The organism is Cohnella suwonensis (assembly GCF_042655365.1).
Classification (GTDB): domain Bacteria; phylum Bacillota; class Bacilli; order Paenibacillales; family Paenibacillaceae; genus Cohnella; species Cohnella suwonensis.
The window spans coordinates 1-19,032 of sequence record NZ_JBHSMH010000067.1; the positions used below are offsets into that span (position 1 = coordinate 1).

The 19,032-nt window shown below is 48.4% G+C and carries 14 protein-coding genes; 12 read left to right on the forward strand and 2 right to left on the reverse strand.

Features of this window, described 5'->3' with window-relative positions; genetic code table 11:
• The first annotated feature begins 115 nt into the window (after window positions 1-115).
• Window positions 116-1,027, forward strand: coding sequence for a hypothetical protein (locus tag ACFPPD_RS17715; protein WP_209749036.1), 912 nt, complete (start codon window positions 116-118; stop codon window positions 1,025-1,027).
• Here ACFPPD_RS17715 and ACFPPD_RS17720 read toward each other — a convergent pair.
• Window positions 1,013-1,384, reverse strand: coding sequence for a helix-turn-helix domain-containing protein (locus ACFPPD_RS17720; RefSeq protein ID WP_209749035.1), 372 nt, complete (start codon window positions 1,382-1,384; stop codon window positions 1,013-1,015). The two genes, ACFPPD_RS17715 and ACFPPD_RS17720, sit on opposite strands and share 15 nt — an antisense overlap.
• A 153-nt stretch (window positions 1,385-1,537) precedes the next feature.
• Here ACFPPD_RS17720 and ACFPPD_RS17725 point away from each other — a divergent pair, with 153 nt between their 5' ends.
• The 4 genes from ACFPPD_RS17725 to ACFPPD_RS17740 all read left to right on the forward strand — a co-directional run bounded on the left by ACFPPD_RS17725 (window position 1,538) and on the right by ACFPPD_RS17740 (window position 3,812).
• The gene (locus ACFPPD_RS17725; protein ID WP_209749034.1) at window positions 1,538-2,170 is read left to right on the forward strand and encodes a YigZ family protein; all 633 of its coding nucleotides are present in this window, start codon (window positions 1,538-1,540) and stop codon (window positions 2,168-2,170) included.
• A gap of 153 nt (window positions 2,171-2,323) precedes the next feature.
• Window positions 2,324-3,022 (forward strand): Crp/Fnr family transcriptional regulator, encoded by a 699-nt coding sequence (locus ACFPPD_RS17730; protein WP_209749033.1) that lies wholly within the window; start codon window positions 2,324-2,326, stop codon window positions 3,020-3,022.
• A gap of 103 nt (window positions 3,023-3,125) precedes the next feature.
• The gene (locus ACFPPD_RS17735) at window positions 3,126-3,413 is read left to right on the forward strand and encodes a hypothetical protein (protein WP_209749032.1); all 288 of its coding nucleotides are present in this window, start codon (window positions 3,126-3,128) and stop codon (window positions 3,411-3,413) included.
• A gap of 144 nt (window positions 3,414-3,557) precedes the next feature.
• On the forward strand, window positions 3,558-3,812 hold the full coding sequence (locus ACFPPD_RS17740; protein WP_209749031.1) for a hypothetical protein: 255 nt from the start codon (window positions 3,558-3,560) through the stop codon (window positions 3,810-3,812).
• Window positions 3,813-4,034: 222 nt separating this feature from the next.
• Here the strand turns inward: ACFPPD_RS17740 and ACFPPD_RS17745 are convergent, their stop codons facing one another.
• On the reverse strand, window positions 4,035-4,715 hold the full coding sequence (locus ACFPPD_RS17745) for a response regulator (RefSeq protein ID WP_209749030.1): 681 nt from the start codon (window positions 4,713-4,715) through the stop codon (window positions 4,035-4,037).
• 95 nt (window positions 4,716-4,810) lie between these two features.
• Here ACFPPD_RS17745 and ACFPPD_RS17750 point away from each other — a divergent pair, with 95 nt between their 5' ends.
• The 7 genes from ACFPPD_RS17750 (at window position 4,811) to ACFPPD_RS17780 (ending at window position 18,903) form a co-directional block, all read left to right on the forward strand.
• Window positions 4,811-5,206: a group I truncated hemoglobin gene (locus ACFPPD_RS17750; protein WP_209749029.1), complete on the forward strand. Its 396-nt coding sequence runs from the start codon at window positions 4,811-4,813 to the stop codon at window positions 5,204-5,206.
• 120 nt (window positions 5,207-5,326) lie between these two features.
• Entirely contained in the window at window positions 5,327-6,634 is a 1,308-nt protein-coding gene (locus tag ACFPPD_RS17755; RefSeq protein WP_209749028.1) for a sensor histidine kinase, read from the forward strand.
• A 90-nt stretch (window positions 6,635-6,724) separates the two neighbouring features.
• On the forward strand, window positions 6,725-8,911 hold the full coding sequence (locus ACFPPD_RS17760; protein ID WP_209749027.1) for a hypothetical protein: 2,187 nt from the start codon (window positions 6,725-6,727) through the stop codon (window positions 8,909-8,911).
• 76 nt (window positions 8,912-8,987) lie between these two features.
• Window positions 8,988-9,227 (forward strand): hypothetical protein, encoded by a 240-nt coding sequence (locus tag ACFPPD_RS17765; RefSeq protein ID WP_209749026.1) that lies wholly within the window; start codon window positions 8,988-8,990, stop codon window positions 9,225-9,227.
• 123 nt (window positions 9,228-9,350) lie between these two features.
• Window positions 9,351-11,960 carry a hemoblobin-interacting domain-containing protein gene (locus tag ACFPPD_RS17770; protein ID WP_209749025.1) on the forward strand — a complete coding sequence of 870 codons (2,610 nt, stop codon included), beginning with the start codon at window positions 9,351-9,353 and terminating at the stop codon, window positions 11,958-11,960.
• Between the two features lie 427 nt (window positions 11,961-12,387).
• Complete coding sequence (locus ACFPPD_RS17775; RefSeq protein ID WP_209749024.1) at window positions 12,388-14,748, forward strand: Ig-like domain-containing protein; 2,361 nt, start codon at window positions 12,388-12,390, stop codon at window positions 14,746-14,748.
• 174 nt (window positions 14,749-14,922) lie between these two features.
• Window positions 14,923-18,903 (forward strand): S-layer homology domain-containing protein, encoded by a 3,981-nt coding sequence (locus ACFPPD_RS17780; protein ID WP_209749023.1) that lies wholly within the window; start codon window positions 14,923-14,925, stop codon window positions 18,901-18,903.
• Window positions 18,904-19,032: the final 129 nt, after the last annotated feature.

Genomic DNA, 19,032 nt, shown 5'->3' on the forward strand with positions numbered 1-19,032 from the left:
ATGAGGGAAAACCTCACGTCCGGTTTGATGAAGGGGGAGCTGGGAAAGTAAAAGGAGGGCTTCCGCCCTCCAATGAAATTTCAGTTCTCTACTCTACGAGAGGAGAAAGCCGGACATGGGACATAGGAGAAGGAAAAGCGGGAGAGCCAGAAGAGCGGGCGTTAGAGCCATCCGCCGACTACGGAAGCTCGATCCGATCGTCGCTGGGCTGGCGGCTTTGATCGTCGTTTTGTCGGTCGCATGGGGGGGCTTATATTGGAAGGAATCTTCGGGACAAAGTCCCGTCGCTTACGCGGAGGCGAACATCGGCGCAAACTATGAGAGGCAAGAAGGCAAGGTCGCAAGCGTTTCGCGGATTGTCTCTTCGTCGATCCCCGTCGCGGGCGCCGAAGCGGATTACGTGAAAGCCTACGAGTCGCCGGGCGAATCCAATGCTGGCATCCGGGCGCAGGACGAGGAATATTTGCCGCCGGGCGAGACGACGAGACCGGAAGGGAGAGGGACGAAAGAGGCCAATGCGCCGACGGGCGATCCTCGCGGCAGCCAACAACCGCAATCGGCACTTGACGGCAATGGATCGGAAAGTCCTATCGGAGGATCGACGCAACCTCCGGGCGGGACGGCGGAAGCTTCTCCGGCGCCTAGCGGCGCGGACGACGAATTGCCCGTCGAACCTTCGGCGGAGACGAGTATGAGCCCGGAAGAGAAGTACGGGCAAGAGATGGAGAAGGCGCAAGCGTCGTGCGCGAGCCTGATGAACGGAAAGATGGAGGAGGCGGAAGAGGCGTTGAAGCCTATCGATCGCGGAAATCCGTTCGAGGCGAAAGCTTGGAGCGATACGTGGACGCGGGAGTTGTCCGGGGCCGAAGCTTCGTGCGACGAATCGTTCGCCGCCTTAACCGAACGGGCAATGGGAGAATCGGTCTCCCAAGGGATAATCGACGAATGGACGTTGGCGTACGAGGCGAGGAAGAAGGAGCTTCAAGCGGATTCTCAGGCGAAGCTTCAGCGGTTATTGAAAGGGTGAATCGTCTTTCTTAGGGGCCGCGCGTCCCTGCAAGACGCGTTCGAGCAGATTGCGGATCAAATCCAGGTCGTCCTGCTCCAAGGGGACGCCGTCCCAATGAAGACGTTCGTGGTTCAAATATTCTTTAGCGTTATGATTCGGTTCGATCGGCATCTCCGGATAATCGGTCAGCCCGAGCAAATAATCCGCCGACGTTCGCAGCTTTCTGGATATCGTCTGGATCGACTCGATCGTCGGCTGCCGGTAACCGGATTCGTATCCCGCGTACGTGCTTTTCGCGACGCCGACGGAATCCGCGACTTCCTGCATCGTTAATTTTCTCTTTTTTCTCATTTGCTTTAACCGCTTGGCGAACATGTCCAACCCTCCGCAACCCCGATAAACCCACGCATAATTATAGCATGATTACCAATTACTTGCACCCGAACGGCCGCGTCCGCTCCGGAACTTTATGTTATCATATAGACGTTCGAAACTGCGGATAGGTTTGACCGGAAAGGAAAATCCACGTTGCTGCCCAAGTATGCGACCGTACGCACGTACGGATCGGAAGAAATCGTCATCAAGAAATCCCGATTCATCGGACACGCGAAGCCGGTAACCTCCGAAGAGGAAGCCGTCGCCTTCATAGAAGCCATCAAGAAAGAGCATTGGAACGCCACCCACAATTGCTCCGCCTACCTGATCGGAGAGAGAGACCAGTTCCAGAAGGCGCTCGACGACGGAGAGCCGAGCGGAACGGCCGGCAAACCGATACTCGAGGTGATCAAAAACCGCGGACTGAAAAACGTCGCGGTCGTCGTCACGCGCTATTTCGGCGGCATCATGCTCGGCGCCGGCGGTCTCGTCCGCGCCTATACGGACGGGGCGGTCGCGGGCATCGACGCGGCCGGGCCGATCGTGAACGTGCTGCACCGCGAAGTGATCGCCGACGTCGATTACACGTGGTACGGCAAGCTCGAGAACGAACTCCGGGGCAGGAATTACCGGGTCGGCGAAGTGTCGTTCACCAACCGCGTCCGGGTCGTCTGCCTTCCGGAAGCCGGCGAAGCGGCGAATTTTCGAGCGTGGGTGACCGATCTCACGCAAGGCCAGGCGGTCATCGAGCTCGGGGAAGAGAAGTACTTCGTCGAAGGAGAGTAAGCCCGGCTTACCCTTAGATCGCTTTCATGATGTAAAAGTTGAAAATTATACCATAGAATTATTTCGATTCAATACTCAATTCATTGAGTATTTTTTTTTATGGCCGGAAGTTCATAATTTAGGAAGTAGTTATGAAAGAAAGAGGGTGATCTGATGAATATGGAACTCATACAATCCTTATCGATTTTCGATGATTTTACCGCGAGCGACATCGAGCATACCTCTCAATATATGAGCGAAAAGAAATATATTCAGAACTCGTTTATTTTTATGGAAGGCGATATTGGAGATAAATTATATATTGTTCTGTCGGGAAACGTGGAAATCAACCGGTTTGAACATGGAAAGAAGTGCGTGCTGTCTACCCTCAAGGAAGGCGATATTTTTGGGGAAATGGCATTGTTCGAGGACGGAGAATATCGCTCGGCCAATGCCGAGGTTTTGAATAGAGCAGTTCTTGCAGTCATTGAGAGGCGTAATTTACAAGGCTTGCTTGTAACGAATCCTGGAGTTATTTATAAGCTGCTGGCTACTGTAATCAAACGTCTGCGCAAGGCCAACGATCGAATCCACGACATCACATTCCTGAACGTGCGGGAACGCATATATAAACAACTGCTTTGTCTAGCCGAGGAATATGGGATTAAGCTAAATCAAACGATCATGATTAACCTGCGGTTAACGCATCAGCAACTTGCCGATATGGTAGGCTGCACAAGAGAAATGGTGTCGAAAGTGTTAGCCGAGTTGCAGGCAGATCATATCATCGGAGTCAATAAGAAGCGGATTATCGTGAAAAATAAGCCCTTGTTAATGGATAAAGCAAGTAGTTACGAAGCAAAAGAATCTTAGAGGGTCTTACGTTTATACTCTGATTTACGAGTATATTTCCCTCCTTGGAAATGGCTTATGATGATTTCGTGGCAAGGAACCCCATAGGGGACAAAATTAGGAGGTGTTTATAATAAGAAAAATAATCAAATTAGTTTTGCTAACTGCTGTAGCTTCGGCTATCTTGGTTCTACCGGTGACGGCGAGTGCCGAACCGAGAACGCAAATCGTCGTGGTCGGTCAGGTGCCGCTAGAGATGAAAAATTACTTGGGCGACGTGGATTTACTCCCGGAAGGGGTAGGTACTAGCGATAGAGAGTTGCCTGTAAAATTTAATGTTTACGGTGTGAAATCCATTGAAATCACTGGTCAGCTCAGTCATCTCGTCCAGGCATATACTTGGAAACCGTAATATGATCCCTATAATCTCGGAAAAGTTTTCATCGGTTTCTACTCTCTTGGGGAGGCAGCCACGGCAAGGGTAAAGGTTACGAACAACGTCGGCGAGTGGGGCTATTATATAGTCAACGTGTCGCCGCCGGCGGTCGACCATCACTTGGGTACCGTGACTTTGCATCCAACCCAAAGCGGCCCCGATACATTTGAAACGACTTTGCCGGAATTCTTGCAGCATGATGCGTGGTTAAGCCCCAAGGGACTGTCGAGCCAATGGGTCAAAGCACAAATTACAAATAACGGCTCCAAAATCAAATTCAGCACTTCGTTATTGAGTAAAACAACGGTGCATTGGAAAGTTGTCAACAACAAAGGCGAGTGGGGCTACTATCTCATCAACGTGGATCCGATATGAAATTGCTTGAATCCTGAATAATCACTTAGCAAGGAACCCTTAAAGGGGAAAAATAAGGAGGAGTTTTGAAAATGAAAAACACAATCAAATTTGGCTTAGTAACTGCTGTAGTTTCTGCAATCTTGGCTTTACCGGTATATCATAATCCGCCAATGTTCTTTATCCCTTGATTGTTCCAGTAAAGATATAAACCGGACGTTCACTACGCCCGGTTTATAGGCTTCATTCCAACAACCGCAGCTGAATCGTCATCTCCAAGAGCTGTTGGCGGTTGTGCTTTTTGATTCGAAGCCACTCCAAATAGGGGAACTTGCCTTTGATTAGCTTGGTAATCTTGCATAGCTCGTTGTTGACGGACTGTTCATTGTAGTACAGGAGATCCGCGATTTCGCTGCTGCTTTTGCCTTGTTGAAGAAATCGTAAAATCTCTTTTTGCAGCGTGGTTAACTTTCTTCTCAGCTCCTCTTCATAGGAAGAAGATACTCGTTTCATTAATGCGCCGGCAGAGGAGTGATGCAGGTTTCCCTTGCCTGCCGCAACGCCGCGAATGGAATCCGGGATGTCCCGGTAATGTTCTTTCGTAATATAATTGCTGACGCGCCCGTATGCGATGGCATGGGTCATGACAACCTCCTCGTCCAGCGAGGAGAGAACGATAATCTTCAAGTCAGGCTCCGTTGATTGTAATTCGAAGGCGATTTCCAGTCCGTCATAATTGTTTCCCGTCAGATTAATATCCAAGAGCAAGATGTCAATAGAAGCTTCTCCTACCGCTTTGAGCAGTTGGTGCTTATTAGCGGCAGAACCGGATATAGACAGGTCGGGCTCGCGTGACAGATAATCAACGATGAGTTCGCGAAATAACGGATCGTCGTCGCAGACGAACACTTGAATGGGCTGCATGGTATTCTCGCATTCTCCTTTCCTTGAATATGCACTCCCCGGAATCAAAATGAAATATAATAAATAGATCGGAATTCATGAATAGGGGGCAGGTTATGGAGAATGGGAGCGAACCAAACCTTTCATTGTATGATCGTCTCGGAGGACAAAACGGCATTCAATCGGTTGTGGAAATCTTTTACGGTAAAATCAAGGACGATTCGAGAGTGTCGCATTACTTCCGAAATATCGATTATTCAAAGCTTATAGAGCATCAAACGGTATTCCTCTCTTTTGCAACCGGAGGTCCGGATTATTACACGGGCAGAAGCTTGAAGCAATCTCATGAACACCTGAAGATTACGCCGGCGCATTTTGACGATGTGTTGGGCCATTTGAGCGATTCTCTCATCGAATCAGGGGTGACCGGAAGCGATATTGTTCAGGTTCTTGCTTTGCTGCTTCCGCTGAAAGCCCGAATGACTCTGGATATAAAGAAGTCCTCCGTTTGACAATATACATTGAGATTTTTATTGTCAATATATAGTTGAAATTTCTAGTCGGAAATGACGAGTCTAACCGCGTCAGTTAACGTATATGCGATGTAGGGTTAGTTAGCGGGAGGAATAAATTTGGTATATTCAGCCATCTTGGATCTGTTGCTTGCCGGGTTTCTTTTCCACTTTGGCCCGAAGCAGGAATCTAACAGGTGGGCGGTCCTATTTTTACTTTTTGTTGGTTTGGGTAGTTTTTCCGCCGTGGTTATGCAGACCGAGCTGCGCAGCTTCTTCTTTTTCCTTCTTCAAGCCTGCTCTCCATATGGATTTGTTATGTTCGCGATAACCTATTCCGAAGCTACGACGCGCAGAACCAAGAACGTTCTCGCTTACGCGCTTCTTATTCCTCTATGCGTAACGTTGCTTATTAGCCCGCTGCGTCCGGAAATACAAATCAATTTCAGTCTCATGCTCCTATGGTCGGCTCCTTATTATTTGGGTGGTTGTATACTGCTGATTTCTTCCTATTTAAGGGAGAGGGACCGTGCGAAGAGGAAATATCGACTCATTACGGCCAGCTTCTTTGTTCCGCCTATTCTCGCTATTCTCGTATTTGATCATATTAAAAGAGCTGTTACTCAACATTTTGACGGCTACTTAAACATTTCCATCGTTGTTTGGAGCGCCTTTGCTTTTTTTATCGTTGCCGCCATTCGTTTCGGAGTACTTGGGGTGAGAATAAGGTTCGAGAAACAACTGAATGATCAGAAGGTCAAAGGAATTGCATCCGGTGCCGCTATGTTTAACCACGCAGTGAAAAACCGTATTACCAACATCGACATGCTTACAGGAAAAGTGAAGGAGCTCTTGCCTACCGAACGGAACGATCGAATAGACAATGATATTGAACGGATTCTCACGGAAACCCAACAAGTGATGCATATGGTCAAACGGATTCAGAAGCAAATCGATGACGTGGAGCTTGTGGAAGATACGGCGAACTTAATCGATCTGTTGACGCATGCGCTGCATTCCAATCAATATCTGCTCGAAAGCAAGAGTGTTTCCGTTAGCACGGTTTATTCCGTAAACTATGATATCCTATGCGATAAACTTCATCTGCAGGAAGTGTTCAGCAACATCATCGGCAATGCGGTCGAAGCAGTGGATGAGGAAGGCGGAACGCTTGCTATTCGGATCTATGACAGCAAGGGCGGGGTTCGGATAGACTTTACCGATAACGGAAAAGGAATGTCAAAGAAAGCGGAAGCCCAAATCTTCGATCCGTTCTATTCAACCAAGCAAAGCGATGTGAACTTCGGACTCGGCTTGTCTTATTGTTATCAGATCGCCCAGAAGCATGGCGGGAGCATCAAGGTGTTAAGCAGCGAAGGCGAGGGGTCGACCTTTACCCTTCACTTGCCGAAATATCGTAAAATGTAACCCGTTCACAGAATGGATAGACGTATTCCCTCAATAATAGATTAACGACAATATGATCTTTGTTGTAATCATTGAATGGGGGAACGACGAATGGATAGATTTCACCAATCCGGAAGGCGAATCGTCGCTTTCGTAATGGCATTGGCAATGTTGGTTTCATTCCTGCCGGTATCGGTAGGCGCAACAAGCAATAGCACGTCTTCAGTGAGCACGTACTCGCTTGATTCGCTGTTCGATAAGGCTTTGACGACGATAGCCGATACGCAGGGAGCAGCCGCGGCTCAGTTGTTGACTGCTCAGAGAGATCAAATAACAAGCGATATTCAAGCGCTCACTGCAGCGGGGAATAAGACGGCCGCGAGTCTGAAGAAAGCCGAGCTTCGGAAGTTTAAGGCGAGTGTCGTCGTTAGCGCCTTCGGGCCGGGAGTCGTTACGGATGTTATCGGTTTAGTTGAGACCGCTATACAGAATGCGCAGACCAGAGTCGTAGCCGCCACGGCTGAAGGAAAGAACGTCGTTCAATCGAAGCAGCTAATCATCGATGCGACAACCTTGCTTACGACAGCCAAAGGGGCTTCCGAGCCATCTGATGCCCTTGTTTCCGCTGCGATAGCCGGAAGTTTAATCGATATCATCTGGCAGCTTCTGGGGAAAACAGCGACGGTTGTGACGCCGCAACCCACTGCGACGCCGCAGCCCACTGCGCCGACGCAGACGACGAGCGGAAATCTATGGTCAACGATCGAGCAGCCGCGGGCGTGGGATTATGTGCCGACTACCCCGAGCCAGTCTGCTTGCGGTAGTGCGGGCACTACGTACGAGGTAGGGCCGGGACTGGCATACACTAAGCTTTCCCAGGTTCCGTGGCTCAAGCTTCTGCCTTGCGATACGGTCAATATCCATTGGCAGCCCGAACATTATAAAGAGATCGTGTTCCTCTCCAATCGCGGGGCAGCCAATAAGTTTATTCGCATTACAGGGGTGCCGGGACCGAACGGCGAGCTACCTGTTCTTGATGGCAATGGTGCGACAGCAGCCCCGGGTCTGCCATTCATCAATCCGGTATTCGAGGGGCTCGGACTCTTCGTAGTCAGCGTGCCGCAAGGATATACTTGGGGATATAAGCCGGGTTATTTGGAAATATCCAACCTGGAAATCATCAATGCCAATCAAACAAACAGCTTTACCAATGGTGCCGGGGCAACAACGGCTTGGCAGAAATTCGCCAGCGGAATCTATATCGAGCGTGCGGAGAACGTCGCCATTCTTAACTGCAACATCCATGATAACGGAAACGGCTTATTCCAGAACTCGAAATACGATGAGCAAGGGCAGTCGCGTTATTTGCTAGTTCAAGGCAACTACTTTCATGACAACGGTAATGCAAACAGCGCAAGCGAGCATAACGCCTATACCGAGGGGGTAGGAACTGTTTACCAGTTTAATCGCTTTGAGAATACGAAAAAGGGTTCTTATGGAGATAACATCAAGGATCGTTCGGTTGGTATTACGTTCCGGTATAACTATATCGAAGGCGGGGTACATCTGATTGACCTGCTTGATCCGCAATCGAACAGTAATTGGGAGAAAATTCAGAAAGACGCTTGGGGTAATCTGCTCGTTAATTCCGTCTACATCTACGGGAATGAGTTGGTCATGCGCGTAGGCGGGAATCCAACAGGCTGGCAAAATATATTGGTCCGCTTAGGCGATGGCACGAACGCATGGGGCAACATGAGAAGCGGCAATCTCTATTTCTACAATAATACGGTCGTATCTCAGTATGATTATGATTATTGGCATGTGCCGTTTATCACGCTTTTCGTGATAGCGAACGATGTAGGCAAGCCTACGGTAAAGGCAACGAATAACATTTTCTATGCGGGCTCGGCAACGCCAGGCAGGAAGCCTGCTCCGTTCGCCATGTTCTATCATTATGGGAATGCGGATTTTACGAACAATTGGTTGTCTGACGGATGGATACCGATGGATACGCGTCCGTACCAGTACAATAGCATGATGGGTCCGGCAGTGGCATGGGATGGGACGGGGCTGACGAATACGTTGAGCAACGTTCAGAATGATCCGGGCTTCATAGATGTATGGCACGACAACTTTAATCTTATGGGGAACTCGCCGCTTCTGAATGCCGGCGCAACGCTTGATCCCGAGATCCTCAAGACAGGAAATGCGCCGATCTACGAGTACTTGAATCCGCAAGCCGGGAAGCAACGGATTCAAGATGCGATCTTCGATCTGGGCGCTCAGGAGAATTGATCATTTTGTGAACCCGTTCACAGATTATAAAATCAATCCGCGCTATACTACAGTTATCAAATGGAGGTAATAAAAGATGATGAAAAAAGTAACGTTCGTTTTTGTGCTAACGGCTAGCATTACCGCTTCAATCGCCGGATCTGCTTTTGCAGCAAGCGTGTCCCTACCGGCGGATCAACGTGCTCCTATTATCAAGATTGTTCCGCCGGATCCGTATATCACAATCGTACCGCCGGATCCGTATATCACAATCGTACCACCGGATCCTTATATCCCTATCATCAAGGTTGTCCCACCTGATCCGTATAGAAATTAGATGAACGTACCCCTCATGGTCAAATGCCATGAGGTTTTTTTTGTTTTGTGAACCCGTTCACAGTTTTCAAAATCAAACTCCTCTATACTTGCGAATATCTTGAGTAGAATGGAGTAATAAATGATGAAAAAGCAATTGAGTCGAGTAATGTCCATCATTCTCGCAGCGGTATTATTGATATCGGGAATAATGGTAGCGCCGTCGGATAGTTTGGCAGCGGGAAATCCAGTTGCAGGCATATGGGAAGATGTGGGCTTACCAGGTTTTTCTGAGGGGGTTGCGCCGGATCCATCCTTGTATGTAGACAACGGTACCCCCTATGTGGCTTATCAGGATGGGGCACATGGCAATGCGGTCACGGTCATGAAATATGATGGAAGCTCTTGGTTACCGGTGGGCACCTCCGGTTTTTCGGGAGGGCAGGCAAATGATATCTCCTTGTTCGTAGAAAGCGGCATTCCTTATGTAGCCTACAGCGACATACAAAATGGCGAGAAAGCCACGGTCATGAAGTATGTTGCAAATAGTGACAGTTGGGTGACGGTGGGCAACGGCGGGTTTTCGGGAAATATTGCATGGGGCATTTCTTTGTATGTAGTGAGCGGCAGCCCCAGCACCCCCTATGTGGCTTATATAGATGCGGGAAATAACAATAAAGCCACGGTTATGAAATACGATGGATTCAATTGGGTTCCGGTGGGCAGCGTTGGTTTTTCGGCAAATCAGGCTATTGACCTGATCTTGTATGTAAACGGCGGAACCCCTTATGTGGCTTATTCGGATAACGCTGTTGGAATTGACGGTAAGGCCACTGTCATGATGTATAACGGAAGCAATTGGGTGAATGTGGGCGGTGCCGGGTTTTCTGCAGATGAAGCACGGTATTTGTCTTTATTTGTAGACAATGGGACTCCCTATGTGGCGTATAGAGATGTTGGAAAAAACGGTAAGGCAACGGTCATGAAGTACGATGGAAGCAATTGGGTAAATGTGGGGAATGCCGGTTTTTCGAGTTGGGTCGCTAGCTACGAGTCCTTATATATAGACAACGGTACCCCTTATGTGGCGTATCAAGATAACGATAATGGATTAAAAGCTACGGTTATGAAGTATGATGGAAGCAATTGGGTGCCGATGGGCGACGTAGGGTTTTCGGCAAGTAAAGCAACTAATACGTCCTTGTTTGTAAGCAACGGCGTTCTTTATGTAGCCTATCAGGATTTTGGGAATGGCAATCAAGCAACGGTAAAGAAATTTGTTCCATCAGGGCCGACCTTGACAGCAGATACGACGAATAATGACTATACAAATGCGATTGACATTACGTTCACGGATGATCCGGTTTGGCGCGCAGCCATCACGGAGGTCTATCATTACGGAGTCTTACTGTCGGCGGTAACGGATTACACCATCAGCGCCGGTAAGATCACGATCAATGCAGGTGTGCTGGAAGTAGATAGCAGCACTTCTATCACCGTAAAGGCAACCGGATATAGCGATAACGAGGTTCAACAGATTATAACGGGTAAAGCACCCCCGAGCTTAACAGCGGATACGACGAACAATGATACGGCGAGTGCCATTGATATCACGTTCGCAGATGATCCGGCTTGGCGTGGAGCCATTAAGAGTGTGCTTATTGTAGGGATTAAAACACTGACGCCATTAACAGATTATTCCGTTAGCGCTGGGAAGATCACGATTCATGCAGGCGTGTTGGCGGCAGGCAGCCATTCCGTCATTGTAATGGCAACTGGGTATTACCATACATTTATTACACAGTCTATAGCGGGTAATGCACCGCCGAGCCTGACAGCAGACACGACGAACAATGATACGGCGAATGATATTGAAATCACGTTCACAGACGATCCAACGTGGCGCGGAGTCATCACGGGAGTCTATGATGATACGGTAAAGTTGGCGGCGGGAAAGGCTTACACCATTAGCCCTCAAGGGAAGATCACGATCAACGCAGGCGTGCTGCCGGCAGGCAACCATACGATCAAGGTAACGGCAACCGATTATAGCGATGCAATGGTGAGCCAGACTATAAATACACCCTATTCTCCGCCGAGTGGTAACGGCCCTATAATAACACCTGTAGAAACACCTGTAGAAACACCTGTAGAAACACCAGTAGAAACACCGCCAACGACTCCACCAACGATACCGCCAGGTGATGGGGAGGCCATTAACTTTAGCGATATCTCTGGGCACTGGGCGGAAGCAAACATCAAGCAAGCGGTGAGCAGCGGAATCGTTAAAGGTTATCCAGATGGCACGTTTAAACCGAATCATACCGTGAATCGTGCGGAATTTGCGGTCATGCTGATGAATATGATGAAGCCGCAGGAAGCAGGAGCGGAGTTGACTTTCAAGGATGCGGCGAAGATCGGAGCCTGGGCGAAGAAAGCAGTCGCGCAAGCGGTGGAAGCGGGCATTGTTAAAGGCTATAGTGACGGCTCTTTCCGTCCAGATGCAGAAATCACGCGTGCCGAGATGGCAGCGATGATCGCAAACGCTTTGGGTCAACCTATCGAGTCCAATACCGTAACCGGCTTCGCAGACGACAAGGACATTCCCGCGTGGGCGAAAGACGCAGTGGCAGCAATGAAGAAGCTTGGCCTTGTAGAAGGCAAGGGCGCCAACACATTCGATCCTAATGGCAAAACCACAAGAGCAGAGGCTGTAACGGTTCTGCTGAAAATGTTGGCGCTAAAGAGCAAGTAAAGTAAAGATCGTCAGTCCGAACTGATTAAATATCTAGATAATTAGGGTTATCCTGACGGCAGCGGTACCGACAACGGCCAGGGTGCGAAATTGGAGCAGATGGGGATACATTTGCCCGGATGGGGTCGGAACGACGGCGATTCGAATGATGGCTCAAGTATTTCCAGCAGCGGAATCCGCAGCCACGAAGCCATCGGCAGCGGGTATTCCGGTAACACGACTGATGATACTGGCTGGGGGGGGGCTCGACCATCTTCCCATGGCGAATGGCAACTGAACATTGCGCATAGATCGATTCGTAACCCCTATGGTCTCGGTCTCGGACCATGGGGGGTTATGTGTTTATCTGGTTTTGTGAACCCGTTCACAGAATTTGTTAACTAACTCCTCTATGATTAAGGATAATATTTTAATTCGGAGGATAAAAATGGTAAAAAATCGAAGGAACAAATGGACGGTTATCTTATTGATCGTTTGCATGATGTTTTCGTCTATCAGCTTCGCTAATGCAGCGGAGTCTGCTAAGTCGGATGTGAAAGGGCATTGGGCGGAAAGCCAGTTGAACAATTGGTTGGAAAAGGGCCTTATCAAAGGTTACGCGGACGGCACTGTGAAGCCGGATCATCCGGTTACGCGTGCGGAATTGATATCGCTCGTTAACCGTGCTTTCGGATTGACGGAGAAAGCGGATGTGATTTTCAGCGACATCCAATCGAACTATTGGGCATACGGCGATGTGGGGATAGCCATTAAAGCCGATTATATCAAGGGCAACTCCGACGGTACCTTTGCGCCGGGCAATAAGACGAGCAGACAAGAGGTAGCCGTCATCATCGCAAGACTGTTGAAGCTGCAGGCGGATAGTCAGAACGCTGTGATTTTCAGCGATGCGGATCGCTTTGCTTCTTGGAGCAAAGAGGCTATTGGCTCGGTAGCAGCCAAGAAAATCATGCAGGGCTATGAGGATCAGACCTTTAAACCTGAAGCGCAGATCACGCGTGCGGAAGCGGTGGTTACATTGGATCGTGCTTTGCAAGCTTTGCAATCGCAAACGGAAACACAGAAAAACGCTTATAACGCTGCTGGAACCTACGGACCGGTAAGCGGAGCGGAAACCATTAACGGCGATGTTGCGGTTAATGTCCCCGGTGTCACCTTGCAGAACATGGTCATTAACGGAAATCTGCTTCTCGCGGAAGGAATCGGCAGCGGCGACGCTTTCTTGAAGAACGTTACGGTCAAAGGCACGACGACGGTTCAAGGCGGCGGCGACCATAGTATTCATTTTGAGAATGGTATCTTCGGCAAGGTCATCGTGGATAAGAAGGACGGTACGGTGCGTCTTGTATTGGAAGGAACAACGATCATTGAACAACTCGACATCAAGTCTCCGGTCAATCTTGAACTGGGTAAAGACAGCAACATCGGTACGCTTATTATTGATGCGTTATTAAAGACGTTAGGACAAGGCACAATCGAGAAAGCGATCATTGGCGACGAAGGCAAAGGTTCGACTTTCGAGAAGCAGCCTCAGAAGCTGGAAGGGCCAGGTGCGACAACAACGCCAACAGCAGGCGGTGGCGGTGGAATGGGCAGTGGTAATGGACCAACAACGATTACTTCTGTTACAACCTCGACAGCAATCGCGGAAATCAAAGTAGACAACGGCACAAAGTTGTTATCTGTGCTTAGCGGATTGCCGACAACCGTACAGATTACTTTAAGCGATGGTACGACCCCGATAGTTAACGTAACTTGGAATGGAGGTACACCCGCCTACAACGGATACAAAGGGGGAACGTACGCATTTAGCGGAACGCTGTCCGTGCCCGGCGGAGTAAGCAATCCGAGCAATATCCAAGCAAAGGCAAACGTTATTGTAGCAAATGCATTGCCGCAATTAGTGTCAACGACAATCGTAACAGACGTAGTATCGTCTTTCTCTAATATCCAAATTTCGAATGGCACATCCTTGTTATCCGTTCTTAACGGATTGCCGACAACCATGCAGATTAAACTAAGCGATGGTACGAATCCGACCGTTAATATAAATTGGGACGGAGGATCACCTGTATACGACGGAAATAAAGATGGAATTTATGTATTCTCCGGAACGCCGATTATACCAAGCGATGTAAGCAATCCGAGCAACGTCCAAGCAAAGATAAACGTTATTGTAGCAAACGTATTGCCAGGACCAGTATCAACGACAATCGTATCAAACGGAGTGTCGGCTATCTCTGATATCCAAGTTCCAAACAGTACATCTCTGCTATCTGTGCTTAGCGGATTGCCGACAACCGTACAGATTACATTAAGCGATGGTACGAACCCGACCGTTAACGTAACTTGGAATGGAGGTACACCCGCCTACAACGGATACAAAGGGGGAACGTATGCATTTAGCGGAACGTTGGCCGTGCCCGGCGGAGTAAGCAATCCAAGCAATGTCCAAGCAAAGGCAAACGTTATCGTAGCAAATGGATTGCCGCAATTAGTGTCAACGATAATCGTGACAGACGTAGTATCGTCTTTCTCTAATATCCAAATTTCGAATGGCACATCCTTGTTATCCGTTCTTAACGGATTGCCGACAACGATGCAGATTAAATTAAGCGATGGCACGAATCCGACCGTTAATATTAATTGGGACGGAGGATCACCTGTATACGATGGGAATAAAGATGGAATTTATGAATTCTCCGGAACGCCGATCATACCAAGCGATGTAAGCAATCCGAGCAACGTCCAAGCAAAAATAAATGTAATTATTGGACCGATGCCGTAAAGAGCGCATTTGCGATCTTTGGTCGAATTTGCAGATAGAAATTCATAACCCCTTTGGTTAAATCAGGCCATAGGGGTTTTGTGTCGTTTTTTCTTGTTTTGTGAACCCGTTCACATTTTTTAAGGTCGTACTCCTTTACGCTTATTTGATAACAAGAGTTTGGGAGGATATTTCATGAAAACCATGGGTATCAGAAAATGGACGATCATCCTGTTGGTCTTTAGCATGATGTTTTCGTCTTTCGGCTTCGTTTCCGCAGCGGAGTCCGCTCAGTCGGATGTGAAAGGCCATTGGGCGGAAAAACAACTGAACCAATGGTTGGAAAAGGGTCTGATAAAAGGATACGCAGACGGCACGGTGAAGCCGGAAAACCCGGTTACGCGTGCGGAATTGATTGCGCTCATCAATCGTGCGTTTGGATTTACGGAAAAGGCGGATGTCCATTTTAGCGATATCGCCACTGGAAATTGGGTCTACGATGAGGCGGCGAAAGCCGTGAAAGCCGGCTACATGAAGGGCAACTCCGACGGTACGTTCGGGGGAAATCAAAAAGCGAGCAGACAAGAAGTCGCCGCGATCATCGCCAGATTGTTAAATTTGCAAGGCGACGAAGCTGCTGCCAATACCTTCACGGATGCAGCCAAGTTCGCGCCATGGAGCAAAGCGGCTATCGGCGCGGCAGTTTCCAAGAAATTGATGCAGGGTTACGGGGATCAAACCTTCCGTCCGGACAAATCCATTACGCGAGCGGAAGCGGTTGTCGCATTGGATCACGCGTTGCAAGCGAAGGCGGAGCCTCAGATTAGCGCATATAACGCCGCTGGAACCTATGGGCCGGCAACCGGGACCCAAACCGTAAGCGGCGACGTTGCGGTTAATGTCCCGGGTGTCACGCTGCAGAACATGGTCATTAACGGAAACCTGTTGCTTGCGGCGGGTATCGGCAGCGGCGACGCTTTCTTGAAGAACGTTACGGTCAATGGCACGACGACCGTTCAAGGCGGCGGCGAGCACAGCATCCATTTCGAGAATTCCGTGATCGTCAACATCATCGTAGATAAGAAGGACGGCAAGGTGCGTATCGTTGTTGAAGGCTCAACGACGATCGAGCAAGCAACGATCAATTCCGAGACCCAGCTCGAGCTCGGTAAAGACACCAAAATCAGCACTCTGATTGCCAATACGATTCTTAAGACGCTAGGACAAGGCTTCATCGATAAAGCAATCATCAGCGTCGAAGGCAAAGATTCAACCTTCGAGAAGCAGCCTGAGAAACTGGAGGGTTCAGGGGCGCCCGCGACGGCACCGGGCGTTGGCGGCGGGAATACCAACGCCGGTAACAACAATAACAACAACGCTAATATTCCAACACCCATAGTCAGCGTTGCGGAAGTTGTCAGCAATGTAGCTGTTGGAACGCAGCTGGAGTCCATCGGTTTGCCATCTATCGTTCAAGTTACTTTAAACGATGGTTCAACCAAATCGAACAGTGTAGCCTTCTGGGACGAAGGTACCCCATCATACGATGGAAACACGGCAGGAACGTATATTTTCTCCGGCACGCTGACCTTCCCAAGCGGAGTAACTAATCCGAACAACATTAAGGCAACGGCAACCGTGCATGTTGCTCAACCGCATGCGCCGTCATTGGCGGAAACTCACGGAGCTGGCACTGTACCGGGATCAATTCAAATAACGGCAGCCGTAGGCGCGGGTAACCACCTAGTCATTCAAATATTAGGAGGGCCTGCGTCAACGCCAAGTATAGGGGATGCTGTTCCGACGATTTCGGTCATTGACCCGTATACTTCGGGTGACGATATTACAGGTATGGATCCGATAGACAGAAAATATGTTGCGCTGTTCGAATCGGATCCTACAAACAAAGTGGTCAGATTCAAATTGATTACATTAACTTTTGCGGATATTAATCCAATACCTGCTCTGAATATTGCAGGAGCAGGTATGGCACCAGGTGCTTTGGGCGATACGACAACGATACCTTCATATCCTGGGGCAATTACAAGTCATCTTGTTGTCAAAGTATCTTCGTTACCCACATCGACTCCGAATATGGGAGACGATGTGCCGACAGGCGAGGGAGTGATCAATCCCTATACGCTTGGCGAAGATATCGATGGTGCTGCAGTTGGAGGATATGTAGCTCTGTATTATACGATCGCAGGTAAAATAACCCACTTCAAGGATATTCAATTGGTCTCCGGTAATATCAATACGACATCGGTGCCCTCGATAGCAGCGACGGCATCAGCCGGTTCGGCTTCAGGAACCTCAAAACTATCGGTGCCTATCCTAGCTGGCGCTAATCATTACGTCTTAGTGGCTCTATCAAGTACGATACTCACTCCGAGCGTAGGCGATGTTCTTCTAGGTATGGTTGGGGGAATCGATCCTTACGCATCGGGCACGAATTTTTATGCGAACGGCGCGTATAAATATGTGCACCTCTATGAATTAGATAGCAGCAGCAAGGTCGTTAAATTCAAGCTTATAAAATTAAAGTCGACAGAAATAAAGCCTATACCTGTTGGATCGAATGCACCGGATATAGATGTGATGACGGTACCAGGCTCGGAGGAGGGAACCACTTCCGTAGTAGGAGTGCCCTTCGTCGCTGGAAACCACTTTGCTATAAAGGTTGCGAAAACAACGGTGACGGCTAACGTAGGAGACTCTTTACCAACGGATGCGACTGTTACCAATCCTTATATTTCGGGTACCAACATCTCAGGGATGGATATACTAACGAACAAAATCATCACTGTATACGAGGTAGACGCATCCAATAAAGTAGCCGGATATAGAAACCTTACCCTTAACGCAGGCGATATCGCAGAGCAGACCTCTCTTCCTTCTTTGTTTGCGACTGTTGCGCCGGGCAGCGAGGCTGGAACAACTTCGGTATCGGATACGATAAATCCGTTGAATCATCTTGTCGTAAAAGTATCGTCTTCCTCTATATTAACACCAGGTGTAGGTGCGACTATTGCTTCACAAGGGGTAACGGTTCCCTATACTTCAGGCGGTAATATTGCCGGCGTTGATCCGATAACGAACAAATTCGTAGCCGTATACGAAGTGAATTCCAATGGGTTAATCGTATCTTTTCAGTTGGTTATATTAGCTCCTCTTGACATTAACGGAAATTGGGTTCCGCTATCTATCGCGGCAACGGCTCCCGGATCCGTTAGAGGATCTACTAGGGTCACTGGCATATTTGGCCAAGCCAATCATCTGACGATAGGGCTCTCGAACAGCCCCATAATCACACCGGTTAAGGGAGATCTTGCACCGTTAAATACCAACCCGGATAAGGCTGTATTAGAGAACTATATTCAAGGCTTCGACATCCCATTCGTGGATGCGACAACAAACAAATATCTGGGCATTTATGAAGTAGATAGCTCCAATAAAGTGGTTTCATTCAAGTTAATCACTTTAGTTGCTTCTGTAATTAACTCTAATGGAACGGTACCGGAAATGACGGCTTCTTTTGAACAAGGAGGCGCAGTGGGATCGACGAAAATAATAGCGGACACTTCGATATGGAATCATATCAATCATCTGGTGGTAAAGTCGTGGGGTGGGCTTCCAGCGATCGGAATAAAGGTTGGAGATGCTGCGCCTACGGGAGCAGGGGTTATCAATCCGTATATGAATGGTGACATAACATCGGGTGTTGTTGTAGGTAATTATGTCACCGTTTATGAGGTCAATGCCGATGGTTATATTGTTCAGTTTAAGACACTCCCACTGGAACAAATCGACATTAAATCAAGTACCTCCGCTATCGTTTCTACGAATAAATTGGTTGAGTCTTCGTTAAACAATGGAACCCTAGTGAGTGGGGATATCATTGTGACAGCCCCAACTGGCGTAACGTTTAACTCAGGAATCTCAGCAGCAGATATAGGTATATCTCTCGTCAATGATGCTTCAATCATTGGTGCTTCAATCATTACTATGGGATATAATTTCACTGTAGCATACGTTAACGATAATCAAATTAAAGTAACGATTATAGTTCCAGTTCCAGCAACATCTCACACCGCGAATAACAGCTTTGACTTTGTCATTGAGGGTGCAGGCAGCACTTATTCAACGGGCAGGATTCATGTAATCTTTAATGACTAGTCTGTACCGAATATGAATCTTATAGAAATGAAAGAATGAAGCGGAGATTACCCCTATGGTCCGATGACTATGGGGGTCTTTTGTCGCTTTTTCTCGTTTTGTGAACCCGTTCACAGTTTATATCATCCA

Excerpts from the sequence above, each read along its gene's own strand:
- ACFPPD_RS17715 (WP_209749036.1), top strand. The coding sequence starts at position 116 with ATGGGACATAGGAGAAGGAAAAGCGGGAGAGCCAGAAGAGCGGGCGTT.
- ACFPPD_RS17720 (WP_209749035.1), bottom strand. The coding sequence starts at position 1,384 with ATGTTCGCCAAGCGGTTAAAGCAAATGAGAAAAAAGAGAAAATTAACG.
- ACFPPD_RS17730 (WP_209749033.1), top strand. The coding sequence starts at position 2,324 with ATGAATATGGAACTCATACAATCCTTATCGATTTTCGATGATTTTACC.
- ACFPPD_RS17745 (WP_209749030.1), bottom strand. The coding sequence starts at position 4,715 with ATGCAGCCCATTCAAGTGTTCGTCTGCGACGACGATCCGTTATTTCGC.
- ACFPPD_RS17750 (WP_209749029.1), top strand. The coding sequence starts at position 4,811 with ATGGAGAATGGGAGCGAACCAAACCTTTCATTGTATGATCGTCTCGGA.
- ACFPPD_RS17760 (WP_209749027.1), top strand. The coding sequence starts at position 6,725 with ATGGATAGATTTCACCAATCCGGAAGGCGAATCGTCGCTTTCGTAATG.
- ACFPPD_RS17765 (WP_209749026.1), top strand. The coding sequence starts at position 8,988 with ATGATGAAAAAAGTAACGTTCGTTTTTGTGCTAACGGCTAGCATTACC.
- ACFPPD_RS17770 (WP_209749025.1), top strand. The coding sequence starts at position 9,351 with ATGAAAAAGCAATTGAGTCGAGTAATGTCCATCATTCTCGCAGCGGTA.
- ACFPPD_RS17775 (WP_209749024.1), top strand. The coding sequence starts at position 12,388 with ATGGTAAAAAATCGAAGGAACAAATGGACGGTTATCTTATTGATCGTT.
- ACFPPD_RS17780 (WP_209749023.1), top strand. The coding sequence starts at position 14,923 with ATGAAAACCATGGGTATCAGAAAATGGACGATCATCCTGTTGGTCTTT.